Annotated in this window: 14 protein-coding genes; 6 read left to right on the forward strand and 8 right to left on the reverse strand. The window is 63.4% G+C overall.

Annotated features, from left to right (window positions below):
- Window positions 1-106 precede the first annotated feature (106 nt).
- From JHD80_RS06120 to JHD80_RS06130, 3 genes are all read right to left on the reverse strand, one after another.
- The gene (locus tag JHD80_RS06120; protein ID WP_199085494.1) at window positions 107-3,742 is read right to left on the reverse strand and encodes an SIR2 family protein; all 3,636 of its coding nucleotides are present in this window, start codon (window positions 3,740-3,742) and stop codon (window positions 107-109) included.
- Window positions 3,743-3,903: 161 nt separating this feature from the next.
- The gene (locus tag JHD80_RS06125; protein WP_199085495.1) at window positions 3,904-7,575 is read right to left on the reverse strand and encodes a hypothetical protein; all 3,672 of its coding nucleotides are present in this window, start codon (window positions 7,573-7,575) and stop codon (window positions 3,904-3,906) included.
- 491 nt (window positions 7,576-8,066) lie between these two features.
- Entirely contained in the window at window positions 8,067-8,327 is a 261-nt protein-coding gene (locus JHD80_RS06130) for a helix-turn-helix domain-containing protein (RefSeq protein WP_199085508.1), read from the reverse strand.
- A 204-nt stretch (window positions 8,328-8,531) separates the two neighbouring features.
- On the opposite strand from JHD80_RS06130, the gene JHD80_RS06135 reads away from it, so the two are divergent.
- The 4 genes from JHD80_RS06135 (at window position 8,532) to JHD80_RS06150 (ending at window position 11,220) form a co-directional block, all read left to right on the forward strand.
- Window positions 8,532-9,833 carry a GYF domain-containing protein gene (locus tag JHD80_RS06135; protein ID WP_199085496.1) on the forward strand — a complete coding sequence of 434 codons (1,302 nt, stop codon included), beginning with the start codon at window positions 8,532-8,534 and terminating at the stop codon, window positions 9,831-9,833.
- A gap of 55 nt (window positions 9,834-9,888) precedes the next feature.
- The gene (locus JHD80_RS06140; protein WP_199085497.1) at window positions 9,889-10,290 is read left to right on the forward strand and encodes a hypothetical protein; all 402 of its coding nucleotides are present in this window, start codon (window positions 9,889-9,891) and stop codon (window positions 10,288-10,290) included.
- Between the two features lie 356 nt (window positions 10,291-10,646).
- A complete protein-coding gene (locus JHD80_RS06145) occupies window positions 10,647-10,883 on the forward strand; it encodes a hypothetical protein (protein WP_199085498.1) in 237 nt (78 codons plus the stop codon).
- Window positions 10,884-11,001: 118 nt separating this feature from the next.
- Complete coding sequence (locus JHD80_RS06150) at window positions 11,002-11,220, forward strand: hypothetical protein (RefSeq protein ID WP_199085499.1); 219 nt, start codon at window positions 11,002-11,004, stop codon at window positions 11,218-11,220.
- Window positions 11,221-11,264: 44 nt separating this feature from the next.
- Here JHD80_RS06150 and JHD80_RS06155 read toward each other — a convergent pair whose 3' ends face one another.
- Together JHD80_RS06155 and JHD80_RS06160 are read right to left on the reverse strand one after the other, a co-directional pair.
- Window positions 11,265-11,681: a hypothetical protein gene (locus tag JHD80_RS06155; protein WP_199085500.1), complete on the reverse strand. Its 417-nt coding sequence runs from the start codon at window positions 11,679-11,681 to the stop codon at window positions 11,265-11,267.
- A 97-nt stretch (window positions 11,682-11,778) separates the two neighbouring features.
- Window positions 11,779-12,234 carry a cupin domain-containing protein gene (locus JHD80_RS06160; protein WP_199085501.1) on the reverse strand — a complete coding sequence of 152 codons (456 nt, stop codon included), beginning with the start codon at window positions 12,232-12,234 and terminating at the stop codon, window positions 11,779-11,781.
- 243 nt (window positions 12,235-12,477) lie between these two features.
- Between JHD80_RS06160 and JHD80_RS06165 the strand changes: the two genes are divergently transcribed.
- Entirely contained in the window at window positions 12,478-12,813 is a 336-nt protein-coding gene (locus tag JHD80_RS06165; RefSeq protein ID WP_199085502.1) for a hypothetical protein, read from the forward strand.
- A 143-nt stretch (window positions 12,814-12,956) separates the two neighbouring features.
- Here JHD80_RS06165 and JHD80_RS06170 read toward each other — a convergent pair whose 3' ends face one another.
- Window positions 12,957-13,928: a hydrogen peroxide-inducible genes activator gene (locus JHD80_RS06170; protein ID WP_199085503.1), complete on the reverse strand. Its 972-nt coding sequence runs from the start codon at window positions 13,926-13,928 to the stop codon at window positions 12,957-12,959.
- 186 nt (window positions 13,929-14,114) lie between these two features.
- Here JHD80_RS06170 and katG point away from each other — a divergent pair, with 186 nt between their 5' ends.
- Window positions 14,115-16,289, forward strand: coding sequence for a catalase/peroxidase HPI (gene katG, locus JHD80_RS06175; RefSeq protein ID WP_199085504.1), 2,175 nt, complete (start codon window positions 14,115-14,117; stop codon window positions 16,287-16,289).
- 179 nt (window positions 16,290-16,468) lie between these two features.
- Here the strand turns inward: katG and JHD80_RS06180 are convergent, their stop codons facing one another.
- Window positions 16,469-17,083: an SDR family oxidoreductase gene (locus tag JHD80_RS06180; protein WP_349237219.1), complete on the reverse strand. Its 615-nt coding sequence runs from the start codon at window positions 17,081-17,083 to the stop codon at window positions 16,469-16,471.
- A partial coding sequence (locus JHD80_RS28635; protein ID WP_248311414.1) for a hypothetical protein occupies window positions 17,076-17,261 on the reverse strand: 186 nt, incomplete at its 5' end. The genes JHD80_RS28635 and JHD80_RS06180, both read right to left, overlap by 8 nt.

Consider the following 17,261-nt stretch of genomic DNA (forward strand, 5'->3'; position numbering starts at 1 on the left):
GGCCGCGGCGCGCCACGGGTAGACTCTCGGTGCCCGCTGACCTGATATCGTCTCTGCGAGAAGCCATAGCTGCCTGACTCGATGAGCAAGGCACCTACAGACAGGATCAGCGGAAACGAATGGTTCGCTGTTCGAGCGACTGATAGCGGCGATCGACCTCAATTTCGGGATCTGCGGCCACGAGGCGATCCAAAATATTGCCCAGGTCGTAGTTGATGCCGCTGGTGGGGCCGAAAATCAGCCAGAGGAGATCGAGCACATGGTGCGGGTACGCCTCAGGGGCCTTGCTCTGCTTAATCGGATAAACGCTGGCTCGCTCGCGAGCATAGGGACTGAAATAGGGTCGCAGCTTCGCCAGAGCGTCTGGGAAGTGCTTCCCCGAGCTGACCGCAAGCGCCATTAGGTTGTGGTTAAGCGCGTCATCAACATAGCGGCGTTCCTTTGGCCATACTCGGTCGAAGAAGGGCGCGACCATTCTCTCCCAAGCCTCCTCGGCGCCAGCATCATCGTTGTGCATCCAGCGAACCAAGACATCGAGCGTTCCGGTACGAATCTTGAGCGGGGCCTCGCGTAGGGCGCGGCTAACATCGGCTTCGCCGATGCCCCACCGGTCGGGATGGTCGCCGCACACCGAGGCGAGCGCTGGTCGCAAAATACCGGATGCGATCTGCGCGGCAGAACCCGAACCAGTCCGAGCCTCGACAATGCCGCGCAGCACAGCTTTGGGCGCCACCTTAGTGACTTCAGGCGTAATGTTGCTGTTCGAGACAAGAACCGAGCGCAATTCTCGCGCCTCGTCCGTCTCCGCAATCAAGCGCGGTAGGAGATGCGTCTCGACCAGCTGGGCATCGACAAGGAGCAAAAAGGCGAAGTCGTGGATGAGCACCGCGCGCGCGATGATGCCGGCTTGGCTGTCGTCGGCCGCGACCAGGGCGAGGCGGGCGCGCTGGCGCGCCTCGTGCGGCCCCGCGGTCTTGCGCGTGTGATCGAGCTCCTGGAGCTGGACTTGGGCGAACCGGCCGGCGGCGCGGTTGATCGCGGCCTCGTAGAGGTTTTTCTCGAAATGGATCTCATAGTCGGCGAGCCGGATCGCCGACCACAGCCGGTCGAACCAGTCTTCGAGTTTGGTGATACGGCGCCGCGGACCGAACATTAGCAGGTCGACCACTCTAGCTGCGATCGGCTCCAATGCCTTAGTATTCAGCGCTTCGAGATGTGCAAGTGCGTCGACCGTGAGTTGGTCGCGCAAAGGCGTTTCCTTTTCATCGTTGCGGAACGCTAGTGCGGCCAAGAGATCGCCCCACAAAGCGATGTTGGGTACGGTCAGCTCGGCAGCGGCTAGCGCTTGGAGCGCCCCCTTGGGATCCGAGCGGCAATAGCTGCTCCACCCCATCTGCTGGTCAATGTTCGAACTCTGGCGGAGCTCTTCGGCGATCTTGAGGCGATCATCGGGAGCGGCCTCGACGATTGGGGTACTGTCGCCGACGACAGAGCGCACGCCATAGCTATAGGACCCGAAGAAGTCGCGATCCTCGACTGCGCGGTCCAGATGGGACCTGCGCGCCACGATCGCATCGAGCTCGTCGCGCCCCACCTTTGAAAGGACCCCGGCGGCTTCGAGCATCTTGAGGCGCAGCCAGACCACGCTGTCGCGGGCGTGGGCGCGCCAGTCGACCTGGCCCTCCTCCAGGGGATAACGCGCATAATAGGCGTTGCCGCTGGTCCGGATCCGGATCTCAACCGCCTCAAGCAGCTCGGGCGTGGCCTGCGAAGCCCGATCGCGCAGCACCAATGCGAACTCGCGACGGATGATCCAGAAATCGGCCTCCTCAAGGTCGAGCAGCAGCTGTAGCGCTTCGTTCGCCGAGAAGGTTGCGAAGTCGCGCATGGCATGGAGGAGCAATCGTGCGCCCATTCGCCCGGGCCATGTCCGCCACTGCGCGGCGTGCGCACGGACCCGGTCGCGATCGATGGCGACCGCCTTGGCAAAGGCGTTCACGATCGTGCGCACCAGGAAGAGCACGCCGTTATGATGCTCGTTCTGGCTGTGATCCTCGACCGAGGGGACGCTGAAGTCGCTCGTGTCGTAATCGTCTACGATCATTCCGAGGTCGACTGATTGCTGAAGCGAGGAGCGCAGCGCCTCGTTGCCGAGCTCGAAGATACGCACGGCGTGGCCATCGAGCGCATTCAGCGCCTCGATGATCTCGGTCGCGCTATATTCATCAACCACATGGAGATCGAGCGTGGTGAGGCTCGAAAGGCGCGGTTCGGCAGCCTCCGGCTCGGCCACCTCGTCCTCCTCACCCTCGACATCTAGACGCCGCGGCGGACGCGCAATCAGTACCGGCGCCACCAGCGCCACCGCCTGGGCGAGCTCACCATCGAGGATTAGGCCGGATTCGAGCTTCTGCTTGAGGGCGTAGGCATTCTCGTCAAACTCACCAGCTCCGGCGCGCTCGCCCAAACTGGTAGAGAGCAGGATACGCCAAGCCTTGAGCCAGAAAGGCGATGCGGGTGGGCTTTGGCGTAACCGCTGGTCGAGACGCGAGAGGAAGTCGCGGCCGAGAATCGCGTGCCATTCGACCGCGGTCAAGAAGCGCTGGCGATCCTCGAAGTTGCGCGCGATCCAGGCCGGGATCACCCAAGAGGCATCCTGCGTCGACCAGAGCTTATTGTCCTGGAGTATGCGGAACCAGCGCGGATTGGTGATGACGTCGACCGCGACCGGCCAGAGATCACTGTGATCGGTGAATAGCCAGGAGAGTTCGCGCAGCTGCTGAGCGGTGAGCGCACTGCTGTTGCCGGCGAAGATCTGCCGAGCTCGGTCCTCGCGCGACCGTTTGGGACGCTCGATGACGTCGGCGAGCTGATGAAGGTCGCCCCATAGTGGTGAGTGATCGGGAACCCCTGTCGTCGAATTGTACTTGCAATAAGCGAGCGGCGTGACCGCCAACGTGCCCCAGCCAGCCTCGGCCTCAATCGGATCACGCTCATACGCGTCGAAGGCATAGACCGGGCGGAGGTCTGGAAAGCGTGCGCGATCAGATTCCAGCACATTGAGGAAGTAGCGCACCGGCGCGTCATTGGCGCTGTAGCCGATGAGGATGATGGTCTTGCAGCGGGCGAGGTCGAATAGGAAGCGCGAGGCCCAGCCCGAACGCATGTAGGCGTCGCCATAGTCGGCGCTAGTAAGTACGAGCGGCGTCGCATCAAGGTCGAGCGTCGGATCGAGCAGCCGCCCATGGATATGGATGATGCCTGCGAAACCCGCGCCGCCCGGTGTAGGCAGCGATTGGCCGGCGAAGCTCTGCGGCCGGACCAACTCAGCCGGCTGCCCCAGTGCTCGCTCGAGCAGCGTGTCGAAATTCGTGGTGACGGCGAGGACGCGGTTGCTGATGTCGCGCGAGAGCCGTAGCACCGTTCGATGTTGGTCTAGGCGGGGCGCGGCGGGCACCGCGAGCAGCTTGGAGGCAACGCGGACCATTGCCGCGGGGTCGGCGAGGCGGCGGCCAAGGGCGCCCAGCACTTCCTCGAAACGCTGACCGGCATAGGAGCGCTGCTCGGAGGCATCCATGTCGACGCCTAGTCGCGCATAGGTTTGGTCTACCAGCGATTTGAAGTCGGGAAGCTGCGGCGCGCTAATGCCGGTACCGCACAGAAATACGACTTCGCCGGCTATCAGTGCGTCGACGAGCGCAGAAGGGAATTCCGGGCCATGATCCGAGAAGCGCAAGGACAAGGCAGAGAACTTTCAAATAGGGACGACTTAGAAGCGAGCAAACGCCACCGACTTTTAGTAGCACCGCAACGTGAACGCGTTGTTTCTGAGGGGGCATTGCAACAGCTTGGGCTCAAGCCTTGATAGAGAAGCTCGGCTAATTCCGGCTTGGCCAGCATTTCCTATCGTCCCTCAATCCGAAGCTTCGCACTGAGATCCTCGGAGAGGCCGTCCCGGTCATAGGATTTTGCAAGCTCGTGGAGCGTAGCGGCCAGTTGCGGATGCGTCGCTTCGAGCGCGAGTGCGTGGGTGCGAAAATAGCCGGCGAGCTTCCGCTCCTGGTCGCCGCCCTCATAGGCGCCCCGCGAGGACATTCCCCGCTTATTGATGCTGCCAGTATAGAAGCCGCTCAGCATTTCCTCCGACGAAAAGCCCTCTAGCAACGACCGCGCACTCTCCCCGGGCCAGATCCCATCCGCACCGTCCGGCGCATAAGCAAGAACTTCACCGAGCGTGATATCGCAAACCGTTAGCCGATCGTGCTCCGTTGCCAGGCGCCGAGCCTCCTCCACAAAGCGGGTTGCCTGATCGGCATCGATGGGTCCATTCGGAGTTGTCCCCGGCTGCCGCCGACAGGCATGCAGAATGTGCCAGGCGTTCTCAGCGGCGCCTTTGTGCGCCTCATCGACCTCGCGAGGCGGCCCGTTGCGAGGCTTGTAGACGAGGCACAGCAGTTCGACGAAGATCTCAGGCTTCGCCATCAGGACACGATAAAGGGTTCTGGCGTGATGCTCGCCTTCGAAACCGAACGCTCTGATAAGCGCGAACTCGAGCCGCACGAGTCGCAGTTCGTCGATGGTTCCGGCCTCCTCGATGAAGTCAATCGCATGCTGGAACACATAGCTTTGCGGCATTTGGCCCAGATCGACCTCATGCCCTTTCAGCACGCCTTCGAGCATCGCCATGATCAGCTCGGGATCATACGTCGAGAATTTTGTGTGGCATGCATTCAGCGCCGACACCGGCCGCCCATGATCCACCAGCTTGCGCAGCGCGCGCTCCATGTCAGCCGGGTCGTCGAGCCACAGGTTGCTCGTGCAGTTCGACCAATAGTACTCGGCCTGCCCGATCTCTTGCGCGCGACGCCAGATCGCAGGATCGTGCGGGCACAGCACGAGCAACCGGGCGAGCCAGTCGGCCGACCGGTCATTGGCTGGCGCCGCGGCGAAGATCGTATCTAGTGCTGCCTCGCGCTGGTCGGACGGCGTGCAACAGATAATGGCAGCAGCCAGCGTGGTGCCCACCTCGCCGCGATTGAGGTTTCCGGCCTGCTCAACGATCCAACGACACAGCTTGTCACCCGGCACGCCGAGATGAGGAAGATGACACCCGATAGTCCAGGCATCGCCGTGCACCTCGGCAAGCTCGAGGATGCCTGGCCAGCCGTTCGTTTCGAAAATATCCTTCAGCGCGCAGCGGGCAGCAATCGTACCTTGCCGCTCGCCAGCAGCATTCGCTTCGCCGCATGAGCGAACCGGAAGTTCGACCCAACCATTCTTAAAGAGCCAAGCGTGCCTGACGATGTGATCGGCCGGCTCGAGCGCGACATAAGCGGCTTCCAGTGGGTCGAGCAAAGCGCTGAGCGCTTCTTCGCCAAGCTCATCATAGTTGCGGTGCCAGTGGAGCTTGCGACGCAGTGCCCCCCGCAATGCTTCCTTGTCCGTATCGCTCAGCGTGGCGCATTCGGATAGCAACTCGATAATGCGATGCTGTCGAGAAGCATCGAGGATCGCATATTTCGGAATCAGTTGTGCGATCCTAAAGGCATATCCGCGCGACATCTCAATCTGGCGATCAATCGCGGCGACGCCCATCGTGTGGCGCTCCAGACCAGTCGCGCCATAGCCTGCTCCGGCATCGTCGTCGCGCCATTTGGGCCGTGCGGTATGGCTGGTGAAGTCAGGCCCTGAACCGGTCAGACCGTCGAGCAGCGTAAAGGCCGCCTCAGGCACCTGCTGAATGAGATAGTCGATCGCGCCGATACGCTCTTCAACGGTGGCCGCGGTCTGCGGAAACCAGGACCGATAGAGGCTCAGGAGCGAGCTCTTAGGATTGTTCCCCCAATTGCCCTGGATCTCGACAGCGCAGAGTTTGGCGAGGATCAGTGAGACCCGCCGCAACCGATTAGGAGCCCAGGCCAGCGCTTCCAGTGCCCACAGCATGCCGGCGTGCCAGCACCGGCTGCCGAAGCCCGATCCGGCCGTTTCTAGAAAAACGGCACGTGCTCCGCCGGTGGGTTGGGCGATACCGGCTTCGACGGCAGTTAGGAACTCGTGCGGGCTGGCCTCGGCCAGCGCCGGGAGCTGACTGGCAAGCGACAGCCAACGAACACGGTCACCGCCGCGCAACAGCGTGCGAACAAGCTGATCGACGCGCCCTTGAATATTGTTCGCGGCGAGCGCCGGGACATCTATGCCGCGTACGGCCAATTTAATCAGGGTATCGCACAGCGAATCTAGGAGAAGCCCGCTAATCGGCCGCACCTTGCCATGGATTGCAGCGGCGTAACGTTCTTCCTCCGCCAGTTCGAGCTGAGGGTCCGGCGCCGCGAGGACCGCTTCCAGTTCGGCAAAATAGCGTTGGAGTTGCGCTGGTGTGATCCGCTCCCCGAATATCGCGAGCAGTTCGAGCGCCGACTTCGCCTTCCACACCGTGCCGATATGTAGCAGCGGTGAATCGTCGAGGCGCTCCAGCGCGAGAAGATCGGCTTCGAGTTGGGGATAGTCGCGACCGCTGATGCGTGCGACGATATCGGTGTCGGCGTCCCTTCCCGTTGACCAACCGCCGACCACGCAAACAGTTGCTAAGGCATCGGCGGCGGGATGGTCGAGCCAGGCCGGCCGGCGGATCGAAGGATTCACGGCATGCTGGCGGCGGAACACCGACCAGGAACGGCCACATAAAGTCGAAAGCCGCCTAGTGTCGTTTTCGTCAAGGCCGATGATCTGAAGAGCCTTCTCGAATTCAGAGGGCAATGCCCGTTCGAGTAACAGCTCCGCGTCGTTGAGCTTTCCGGCAAGGCCTCTGAACTGGCGGGCCATGTCGCCAGACGCGTACGGAACCACCACCGCCAACCGATCGCGCACCGATGGGGCCTCAGCGATTACAGGTGTAGCGGCCACTGCGACACCGATGGCGTCGTTCATCTCGACAAAGCGCCAGCCTTCGACACTTGTCACAACGACGGCGACGTTAGCCAGCTCTGGTTGCTCGAGCATCGCGGCTGCCGCAAACGCGGCCGCTTCCTCGACACTGTCGGCCTTGATCGCCAGCGGCTCGGATGCCGTCCCCTCCCGGACTCGCCCGACCCGTTCGATCAGGTTCGTGGCCTGGTCGACACGTCCAGTCAGCAGCGCTGATGGCGTGATCCGGGGCATGCATTGCGCGCCCCATTTTTCGAGATAGGCGCCCAGGCTTTCGACTCCAGCGCCCGAAAGGCCAAGCTCTTCCCCGAAGGCGAGCCGCACGGCAGGCGCCTGCTCAAGCCATTGTTCGAGATCGTCAGCGTCATAGGCGCGCACATCCTTCCAGGCGCCCTTGGCGATCTTTTCATCCCGCCAGCGCGCCTTCCCCGCCCAACGACGCGCCGTGAGCGCTACATAGGTTCGGGTTCCTCGAAGGTCCGGCGAGGATCCGGCGCTACGCTTCGCATAATCCTCATTGGCTTTCGCGGCCACATCGGCCCGACAACTCAGCTCCCAGCAAGAATGGCCGGCGGGCACCCAGGCGTTGCCGAGTTCGCTGTGCAATTCGCCATCAAAGCCCGGAAGTATCACCGAATCTCCGGCGGGCATGGCGAGTCCGGTCGTCGTTGCGGCGCTGTGGATCAATCGTCGGATGAGCCGCGGCAAATCTGCCTGTGCCGGCGTCGTACCTGCCCAACGAGCAATCTCTGTCGCAGTGACCATAGTCCCAAAATAACCTAGGCGGGGTTGGACGGAAGTAGAACAGAGCTGTCATTCACAGCGTCGCTCGGTGACATTCCGTCATGCCAAAACTGAATCGCTGCTATTGCCGTTGACCGATGGAACTTAGACGCAAGGCTGCCGCCTGCCGTGGCGACTAGATCGAGCCTCCGCGATTCCAAACCACCAGTACCGAGATGCTCTCTAAGCTATTGGGATCGGCTGGCTTTTGAGAGTGGATTTCCAGAGCGCTCCCCTTACAATTCCATAGTCCAGATCTGATCCGATTATGGAAGCGCAAGCGCTGCCTCAGTCGAGCGGCGGGTTGACTACCCAGTGTTGCAAAGTCCCGAATGCAGCGGCTTTCGCCGCCTGAAAGGTTATTTTGGGCGTCGCCCGCTCTTCATCGGTTTTGGCGGCATATCTCCGTCCTGCGGCGCAATCAGCAAGGTGCTGACATCAATACCAAGCGCTTCGGCAAGGCGATCGAGGAGGTCAACCGTCGGATTGAACTCCTGCCGCTCCATACCGCTGATATAGCTACGGTCGACGTTGGCATCGACGGCCAGGCTTTCCTGCGAGAGGCCCCGCTCCACCCTGATCCGCCGTAGATTCCATGCCACTCGGGTCCGCGCATCCATGGGCGCGAGGCGAGCAACTTGCCGTGCGGTAAACCATCGAATATATTCAACACAATTCGGTGGCGCACGAAAGAAACTGCGTGCTTGCGTGAATTGCACCGAGGAAGCGGGGGAGTTCGCAAAGCGTAGCCATGGCGCCGCACTCATGTGCGGTCGTTTTCGCTCGCCTCCGCTGGATGAGATTCGGCGACGAAGGCAAACGATGTGAGCGACTGGTACTACGAGAACAATGGCGAGCGCAGCGGGCCGATCACGGCGGACGAACTCAAGGCGATGCTGGCGAATGGGACGATCGGCGTCGCCAACCTAGTCTGGACAGCAGCCTTCGGCAGCAAGTGGAAGCGTCTCGGCGATACTGAGCTCGCTCCGCCGCAGGGGGCCAGCCCGACGCCGCTGCCGTCAGGCGAGCCGCCGTCGCTTCCGCCCAAGCCGGAGCAATCTATCCAGACGGATGCCTTCCTCGACAGCGAGCTGACCAAGGCGCTGATAGGCAGGAAGCAGGAGCACTACCTTGGCAAGTGGCGCACCATCCTGGCCAAGGCCAATGGCGATCCGGCGAAGATCGCGAGCGTGACGTCGTGGAATTGGCCCGCGCTTTTCATTCCCTACGCCTGGCTGCTCTACCGCAAGCTCTATGTGCTCGGCGCGATCGCGCTTGTGGTTCAGCTTGCCTATGTGCTGCTGCCTGAGAGCGTGCCAACCTATGTCTCGCGCGGCTTCATGTTCGGCTATCTCGGGCTCTGTATCGTCGCGGCGCTCTATGGCAACGCCTGGTATTGCGATGCCGCCCGCAAACGCTGGGCGGTGATCAGCAAGGAGCCGGACCAGGCCGCAGCGCTGGAGCGGGCCCGCGAGAGCGGCGGCGTCAATTGGATCGCGCCGATTGGCGCCATCGCAGTGGTGATCGCCGCCGCGGTCCTCCCGCATGTCATCACCTGGAGCGATGACGAAGCGATGGTCCGCAGCGGCTACATGACCGGCTATCCCAGCACGACGATTGGCCAGGCCCTCGCCGCCAGCTTCGACGACGCGAAGTGGCAGAGCTTCACCACCGACAAGGGCGCCATGGTCGTCAGCTTCACCGGCAAGATCAACGCCAGCCTGCATGCCAACGCCGTCGATCGTATGATGCGGCCGGTCAGAGAGACCGCAGCGGACCCCGATCTGAACGTCCGATACGGCAGTTATGAAGGGCTTCTTCCCCACTACGAGACCGCGCTCGCCTATCTGAAGGCGAAGAACCGCCTCCAGCCTCTTTGGGACAAGCATGGCTGTGAGCAGCCACCCGGAAAGCCCGCGACCTGCGATGTGATGGTGGCGAACTTCACTTTGATGCGCGAGGCCGTCGAGGCTTGGGCCGATGATGCCTACTGGTCAGTCGGCGAGCCGGTCGAAATCCAATGGACCATCAATCCTAATGGACGCAGCTTCAGCCTCGCCAGCATGAACAGCAATGCGTGGAAGGGAAAACCGTTCACCGAGGTCGTCGCCGTGCTCTACGACTGACTGAGCCCGGCAAGTTCCTGTTCATCACCAACAACCGTCAACGCGAGGCTCGATCATGCGCTTGCCCCTCATCCTCGCTGCCTGCCTGGCAGCTACCTCTTCCGTTGCCCAGGCGCCGCGCATCAAATGGCGCCAGATGGATTTCCCGGTCACGACGAAGGTCGAAGTGACCACGCCGGGCGGTCAGGTCGTGCTCGGCGACATCAGGCCGTTCTATCTATGGGCAAAAACCAGCAAATGGTCCTGCACCTTCGACAACGCCGATCTCAGCTCGGGGCTTCAAACGTTGCAATGCCACGGCCCCTTCCACAAGGAAGCGTTCGTCTGGGATGTCGAATACCTCCCAGAGAAGGGTACGCTGCGGTTCGACGAGGCGACAATCCCGAACTCGGGGCACGTTGATAAGGAAACAGTCGGCATGACGCTTTCGGCGGTTTACGAGCTCAACCGGCGCTGAACGCCAGCGGCGCGAAGAGACAGCTCCTGCCACGTTTGCTACATTCGTTTGCTACAAAACCCTTCCCATTTTCCATCAGGGCAGCTGTAACCGCCTGATAAATCTGGTGCCTCGAAACTGGCTGGGTATCCTCCCGCCCCAGCCAAAACATCCGGTGCAGCCGGAATGAATCAAGACACCTGTCGCGGTAGCGCGCCGCTTTAGCCCGGCGCGATCTTTTGCACCTTTTGGCGTGATCTTTTGCATTTTACAGCGATTGAGCGGGAATTGGCGGGGGCGGCTGACCTCCCCAAAGGACCCGTTGCCGACTGGCCGGCGTTCTGTTTTGTTGCGCCGATAATTGCCTGGGCACAGCCATGAGCCATGAACTCTATCGAATGATCGGCCTCCTCGAGGAGGCGAAAATCCACTTCCGGCTAGATCGTCATCGCGATGACAGCATCATGATCACGGCGACCGTGGTGGGAGAGCGAGTTGAAATCGACGTCTTTGAGGATGGGCACGTCGAGTATTCGAGATTTCGAGGCGACGAAGCCGTCGAGGAAGACATCCCAACTCTGGAAGCGCTAATACGACGGCACGCTGATCCCTGAATGCAAGGTCGGCATCCGACCCTTAGCGGTCGTTTGAAAAGTGCAGGATGATGGCCCCGGCGGAAGCAGACGAGGATTGGCGGCGTCGAGCCTGTGGCAATCCGGGCGGGAGAGCGAGATGCCGAAATCGACGGCAATACTTGGCGCCATCCTCGCCTATTTGGGCGGTTTTCTCGCCGCTGGAATACTCTGGGGACCAGGTCGTTTCTGGGATGGCGTCAGGAGCGTCTTCCCGGTGCCGCCGGAGAAACTGCACCAGCAATTGGTCACTCGCCTGTTCGTGCTGATCCCCGCCTTTGTCATTATCGGGGCTTGGATCATTTTGAGCGGCGCCTGACGTTGAGGCTCCCAGCGACCAGGGTCGGCATTCGCCCTTATCAGTCATGGAGTTTGTTCAATGGGCACCTGCCGTTCCCATCCGCGCCGGCGAGTGTCCTTGAAGTATAGGATTTTCTGCACAACACCTGCTTGACCGACTTTGTAGAAATCCACGACGAGCAGCAACATTTCGGCATTTGCGATGGTCTGGACGATGGCGCTGTCGCTCGTGAACTTTCCTGGATCTGCAATCACGAGTTCAATGAACGCCGTCCTGTCAGCTTCCGAATGAGCCCACTGGGATTGAACGACAAGACGGACGCCCGGACGTTCCTCGATCCTCCCATCGCCAAAGTGCGATGAAACCGTGATGAACTTCGCCTGCCGAACGCGAAACGGATCTTCTGGGTCGAGTGTCTGCGCGGTCGACGGCCCGCTCATAAAGATAGCGGCAGCGAGAACAGCTCGAATGAACTTCATTTGCAGGAACCTGCACTACTGGCTCAACGAACCATAGAGTGGCTCGCCCATATAGCACACCGGGATACGGCTGCTTACGACCCAGAGCGGACTGCTCTCAGACGTAAGGCGTGCCGTCCTTGTGAAGGAATCGGCCGTCGGCATTCGTGCTCATCATATCCACATCGGAGCAGGTCGTGACGTCGCCGGGATGCCGCGAACCGATCTCGAGGTAAATCGCATCTTGTTGCGAGCGGTTGATCATGTGGTGGCCGTTTCCGGTTCCCTTTGGAAACGCGGCCGCATCGCCGGCGCGGAGCGTCGTCTCTCCATCATCCTCGACGAGGACGAGCTCGCCTTCCAGCACATACACGAACTCGTCCTCGTGGGAGTGCCAATGGCGCTGGCTCGACGACTCCCCCGCGGGCAGGCGCGTGAGATTGACGCCGAACTCGGTCAGCCCGCCGGCATCGCCCAGGCGCCGGCGTGAACGATGCGCGCTGAGTGCGGCGAAGGGCTCGGGGTAGCCGACCCCGATGCGCTCTGTGACCGCCGCGATGTCGATTTTCGGCATGTCCGCCTCTCGATGGATAAGGGACGCTCTGCTTCTGTCGCCTGCATTCACGCCCGGCGACCGGCAGACGGCAAGCCCTTAGCGCCGCAATTGGGGCGTCGAACGGCTTCGGCGCATGTCGCAATTCGGCTGCAGCCCCGCAATCGCGCGGCAATCTCAGCTTGATGAACGCAAGCCGACAGCCCGGTTCATGAACCGTTCGCTCTTTCGCGCGTTTAATGCTGTCAGTTGAAGGAGAAGACGATGCGAAAATTTCTCATGCTTGCCGCGCTTGGCGTCGGTATCGCGCTGGCTGCCCCGGCAAGCGCGGCGGAAGAACTGCCGGCCTCGATGGCCCAGCGCCTGGACAAGCAGGCCGCGGAATATACCTGGTCGGCCGCCGCCGAGCGGCGCCACATGATCATACGCGAGACGCAGCGCCAGCAGCGCTACGGGCGTGGCGGCTATGGCCCGCGCGGCGGCTATTACGGCCCGCGCCGCGGCTACTATGGCCCTCGCGGCGGCGGCTATTACGGTCCGCGCGGTGGTCGCCAGTACATGGGGACGCCGGGCTACGGTGGCCCGCCGGTCTATCGGTAAGCGATCGTCACGATCCGTTATTTCCTGAATCGGCGGCCCGGAAACGGGCCGCTTTTTCGTGATGTGGCCGCAGATTTGCGACATGGGGCGGCGGCCACTGGCTCGCGCTGTTCCTGGGGGCGGTTCAGGTCGGCTGGCTGGGCCTATGGGTGACCGGCGGGATCATCGGCGAGATCTGATTCCGCCCGGGCAGGGGACCGCGGTAGCCCTGCGTCCTTGCCGAGACGACGCAGGATGTCGTGCTCCTGGCGGACGATCTCGCCGACCTGCATGAAATGCTCGGCCAGCGGGTTCGTCTTGCGCCAGACCAGGCCGATGCTGCGCCTTGGCTGCGGGGCGGAGAGCCGGGCGATGCTAACCTCGACGGCGGAGGTTTCCGCTCCGACCGCCATTTCCGGGATCAGCGTCACGCCCATGCCGGCGCCGACCATGCGCACCAGCGTCGCCAGCGAGCTGCCCTCCATCGGGTCCTGCGCCAGGCCAGGCGCGATGTTGCAGAAGGCCAGGGCCTGATCGCGGAAGCAATGACCCTCCTCGAGCAGGAGCAGGCGCATCGCGCGCAGGCTTTCGACGCCCGGCGGCGGCTTGCCGCGGTCGGCCAAAGGCCGGACCAGCACGAATTCCTCCTCGAACAGCGGGTGGTCCTGCAACAACGGCTGCGATACGGGCAAGGCCATCACCGCGACATCGAGGCCGCCGGTGATCAGGTCCTCCGTGAGCTTTCCGGTCACCGCCTCGCGCGGGCGCAAGTCGACTGCCGGGAACCGCTCTGCCAGCCGACGGATCACCGCGGGCAGGAGATAGGGCGCGACCGTCGGGATCATCCCGATGCGCAGCCGCCCGCCGAGCGAGGGACTCGAAGCCCGCGCCAGATCGGCCAGCTCGTCCACCGAGCGCAGGATCGTCTGTGCCCTCCCGGCGAAGGCCTCTCCGAGGCCGGTCAGGCGGATCTGCCGGCGATCGCGCTCGACCAGTTGCGCACCGAGCAGCTCCTCCAAGTCCTTGATCTGCAGCGACAGAGCCGGCTGGCTGATGGCGCAGGCATCTGCCGCCCGGCCGAAATGGCGATGCTGCGCCAGGGCCGCGAAATAGCGGAGATGCTTGATCGATATCATTTGAAAAAACTATCGTCCTGATTTGAAAATTCAAGTTCTCATTATCAAAGCTTTTCCCTAGAACCATTCGAATGGAACGGTGCCGCGTCTGCCTTCTGGGGCGGATGCGGCATGCGCCGCCTCCCAGCGCGAGGCGTCACGTCTTCCGGAAACGACCCGATTCAGCAGGCTCCCAAGGGGGATATCATGAGCAGTGGTGACGTGAAGACGGCCGGCAAATGCCCGGTCATGCATGGCGGGATGACCCAGTCCGGGGGCTCCGTCACCAGCTGGTGGCCGAATGCGCTGAACCTCGACATCCTCCATCAGCACGACAGCAAGACCAATCCGCTGGGCAAGGCCTTCAATTATCGCGAGGAGCTGAAGAAGCTCGACGTCGCGGCGCTGAAGAACGACCTGCGCGCGCTGATGACCGACAGCCAGGACTGGTGGCCGGCCGATTGGGGCAGCTATGTCGGCACCATGGCCCGCATGACCTGGCATGCCGCCGGCACCTATCGCATCTCCGACGGCCGCGGCGGCGCCGGCACCGGCAACCAGCGCTTCGCCCCGCTGAACTCCTGGCCGGACAATGCCAATACCGACAAGCCGCGCCGCCTGCTCTGGCCGATCAAGAAGAAATACGGCAACCGCGTCAGCTGGGCCGATCTGATCGCGCTTGCCGGCACGATCGCATATGAGGTCGCCGGCCTGAAGACCTTCGGCTTCGCCTTCGGCCGCGAGGATATCTGGCACCCCGAGAAGGACATCTACTGGGGCGAGGAGAAGGAGTGGCTGGCGCCGAGTGACAACCGCTATGGCGACGTCTCCGATGCCAAGACGCTGGCGAACCCGCTGGCGGCCGTCCAGATGGGCCTGATCTACGTCAACCCGGAAGGCGTCAACGGCAAGCCGGACCCGCTCAAGACCGCCGCGATGATGCGCGAGACCTTCGCGCGCATGGCGATGAACGACGAGGAAACCGTCGCCCTGACCGCCGGCGGCCACACCATCGGCAAGAGCCACGGCAATGGCGATGCGGCCAATCTCAGCCCGGCGCCGGAAGGCGGCTCGATCGAGGACCAGGGCCTCGGCTGGATGAACCGCAAGGGCCGCGGCATCGGCCGCGACCAGGTCGTCAGCGGCATCGAGGGCGCCTGGACCACCCATCCCACGCGCTGGGACAACGGCTTCTTCGAGATGCTGCTCGGCCATGACTGGGAGCTGCGCAAGTCGCCGGCCGGCGCCTGGCAATACGAGCCGGTCACGATCGCCGACGCGGACAAGCCGGCCGACGTGGAGGACGCCTCGATCCGCCACAACCCGATGATGACCGATGCCGACATGGCCCTGAAGGTCGATCCGGCCTACCGGGCGATCTCGGAGCGCTTCCTCAACGATTTCGACGCGTTCTCGGATGCCTTCGCCCGCGCCTGGTTCAAGCTGACCCATCGCGATCTCGGCCCGAAGTCGCGCTATTTCGGCCCGGACGTTCCGGCCGAGGAGCTGATCTGGCAGGACCCGGTTCCGGCCGGCCGCGTCGGCTATGACGTTGCCGCCGTCAAGGCGAAGATCGCCGAGAGCGGCCTCTCGATTGCCGACCTGGTCTCGACCGCCTGGGACAGCGCCCGCACCTTCCGTGGCTCGGACAAGCGCGGCGGCGCCAACGGCGCCCGCATCCGCCTCGCCCCGCAGAAGGACTGGGTCGGCAACGAGCCGGCGCGCCTAGCGAAGGTTCTCGCCGTTCTCGAGCCGATCGCGGCGGCGAGCGGCGCGAGCGTCGCCGACGTCATCGTGCTCGCCGGCAATGTCGGCGTCGAGAAGGCGGCCAAGGCTGCGGGCTTCGACGTGACCGTGCCCTTCGCGCCGGGCCGCGGTGACGCCACCGCTGAGCAGACGGATGTGGAGTCCTTCGCGGTGCTGGAGCCGCTCGCCGACGGTTTCCGCAATTGGCAGAAGGAAGCCTATGTCGTCACCGGCGAGGAAATGCTGCTCGACCGTGCCCAGTTGCTCGGCCTGACGGCGGCGGAGATGACGGTGCTGCTCGGCGGCATGCGCGTGCTCGGCACCAACCATGGCGGCACCAGCCATGGCGTGTTCACCGACCGCGTCGGCGCGCTGACCAGCGACTTCTTCGTCAACCTCACCGACATGCACTACAGCTGGGTGCCGACCGCTGGTGGGCTCTATGAGATCCGCGACCGCAAGACCGGCGCGGTGAAGTGGACCGCGACCCGCGTCGACCTCGTCTTCGGTTCGAACTCGGTGCTGCGCGCCTATGCCGAGGTCTATGCCCAGGACGACAACGCCCGCAAATTCGTCGACGACTTCGTCGCGGCCTGGGCCAAGGTGATGAACGCCGATCGCGCCGATCTGGTCTGATCCGGTTCATCGCGAGCATCGCTCCGCCATCAGCCCCGCCGGCCCTGCCGGCGGGGTTTTCCGTTGGGCGCGCGATGACGGTTCAGTCGGGCTGGAAGCTATGCCGGACAGGGCGTCGCAAGGCTGTTGGCCGATCTCGATCCGTGCCCGCGGCCGGCCAGACATCGAGAGGGGCCTGTTCAGGCCATCACCAGCCCGCCATCGACATGCAGGAGCTGGCCGGTGACGAAGCGGCTCCAGTCGCCGGCGAGGAACAGCACGGGGCCCGCGACATCCTCCGGCGTCGCGATGCGGCGCAGGGGCGTCTGTGCGATCAGCATCTCGCGGACGTCCTCCGGCGTGTCCGCACTCGCCTGCGTCGGGTAGACCAATCCCGGCGCGACGCAGTTCACGCGGATGCCGAGCGGGCCGAGCTCGGCCGCGAGATTGCGGCTGAAGCCCACCAAGGCTGCCTTGGCGGTGGTGTAGTCGTGATAGGGAATGCTCGGCCGCGTCACCAGATCGCTGGCGAGATTGACGATGGCCGCGCCGCTGCGGCGCTGGAGCAGCGGCAGCATCGCGCGGCTCACCGTATAGGCCGCTTTCACTGCGCCTTCGAATTGCTGCTCATAGGCTTCCCAGGGCGTCTCCCAGAAGCGGGCGCGGTTGTCCGGATCGAAGCGATAGGGCGCGAAGGCGTTGTTGACGACGACGTCGAGCCGGCCGACTTCTTCGGCGATGCGCGTCGCCATCGCGGCAACAGCCTCGGGCGAGGTGACGTCGGCCGCAATAGTCAGCGCCTGTCTCTTATACACATCTCCGAGCCCACGAGACTCTAGGCGCGATCTCGTATTCCGTCTTCTGCATGAAAAGAGGGGGGGGGGGGGGGGGGGGGGGGGGGGGGGGGGGGGGGGGGGGGGGGGGGGGGGGGGGGGGGGGGGGGGGGGGGGGGGGGGGGGGGGGGGGGGGGGGGGGGGGGGGGGGGGGGGGGGG

The sequence above is a fragment of the Allobosea sp. ASV33 genome (assembly GCF_016428755.1).
GTDB lineage: Bacteria > Pseudomonadota > Alphaproteobacteria > Rhizobiales > Beijerinckiaceae > Allobosea.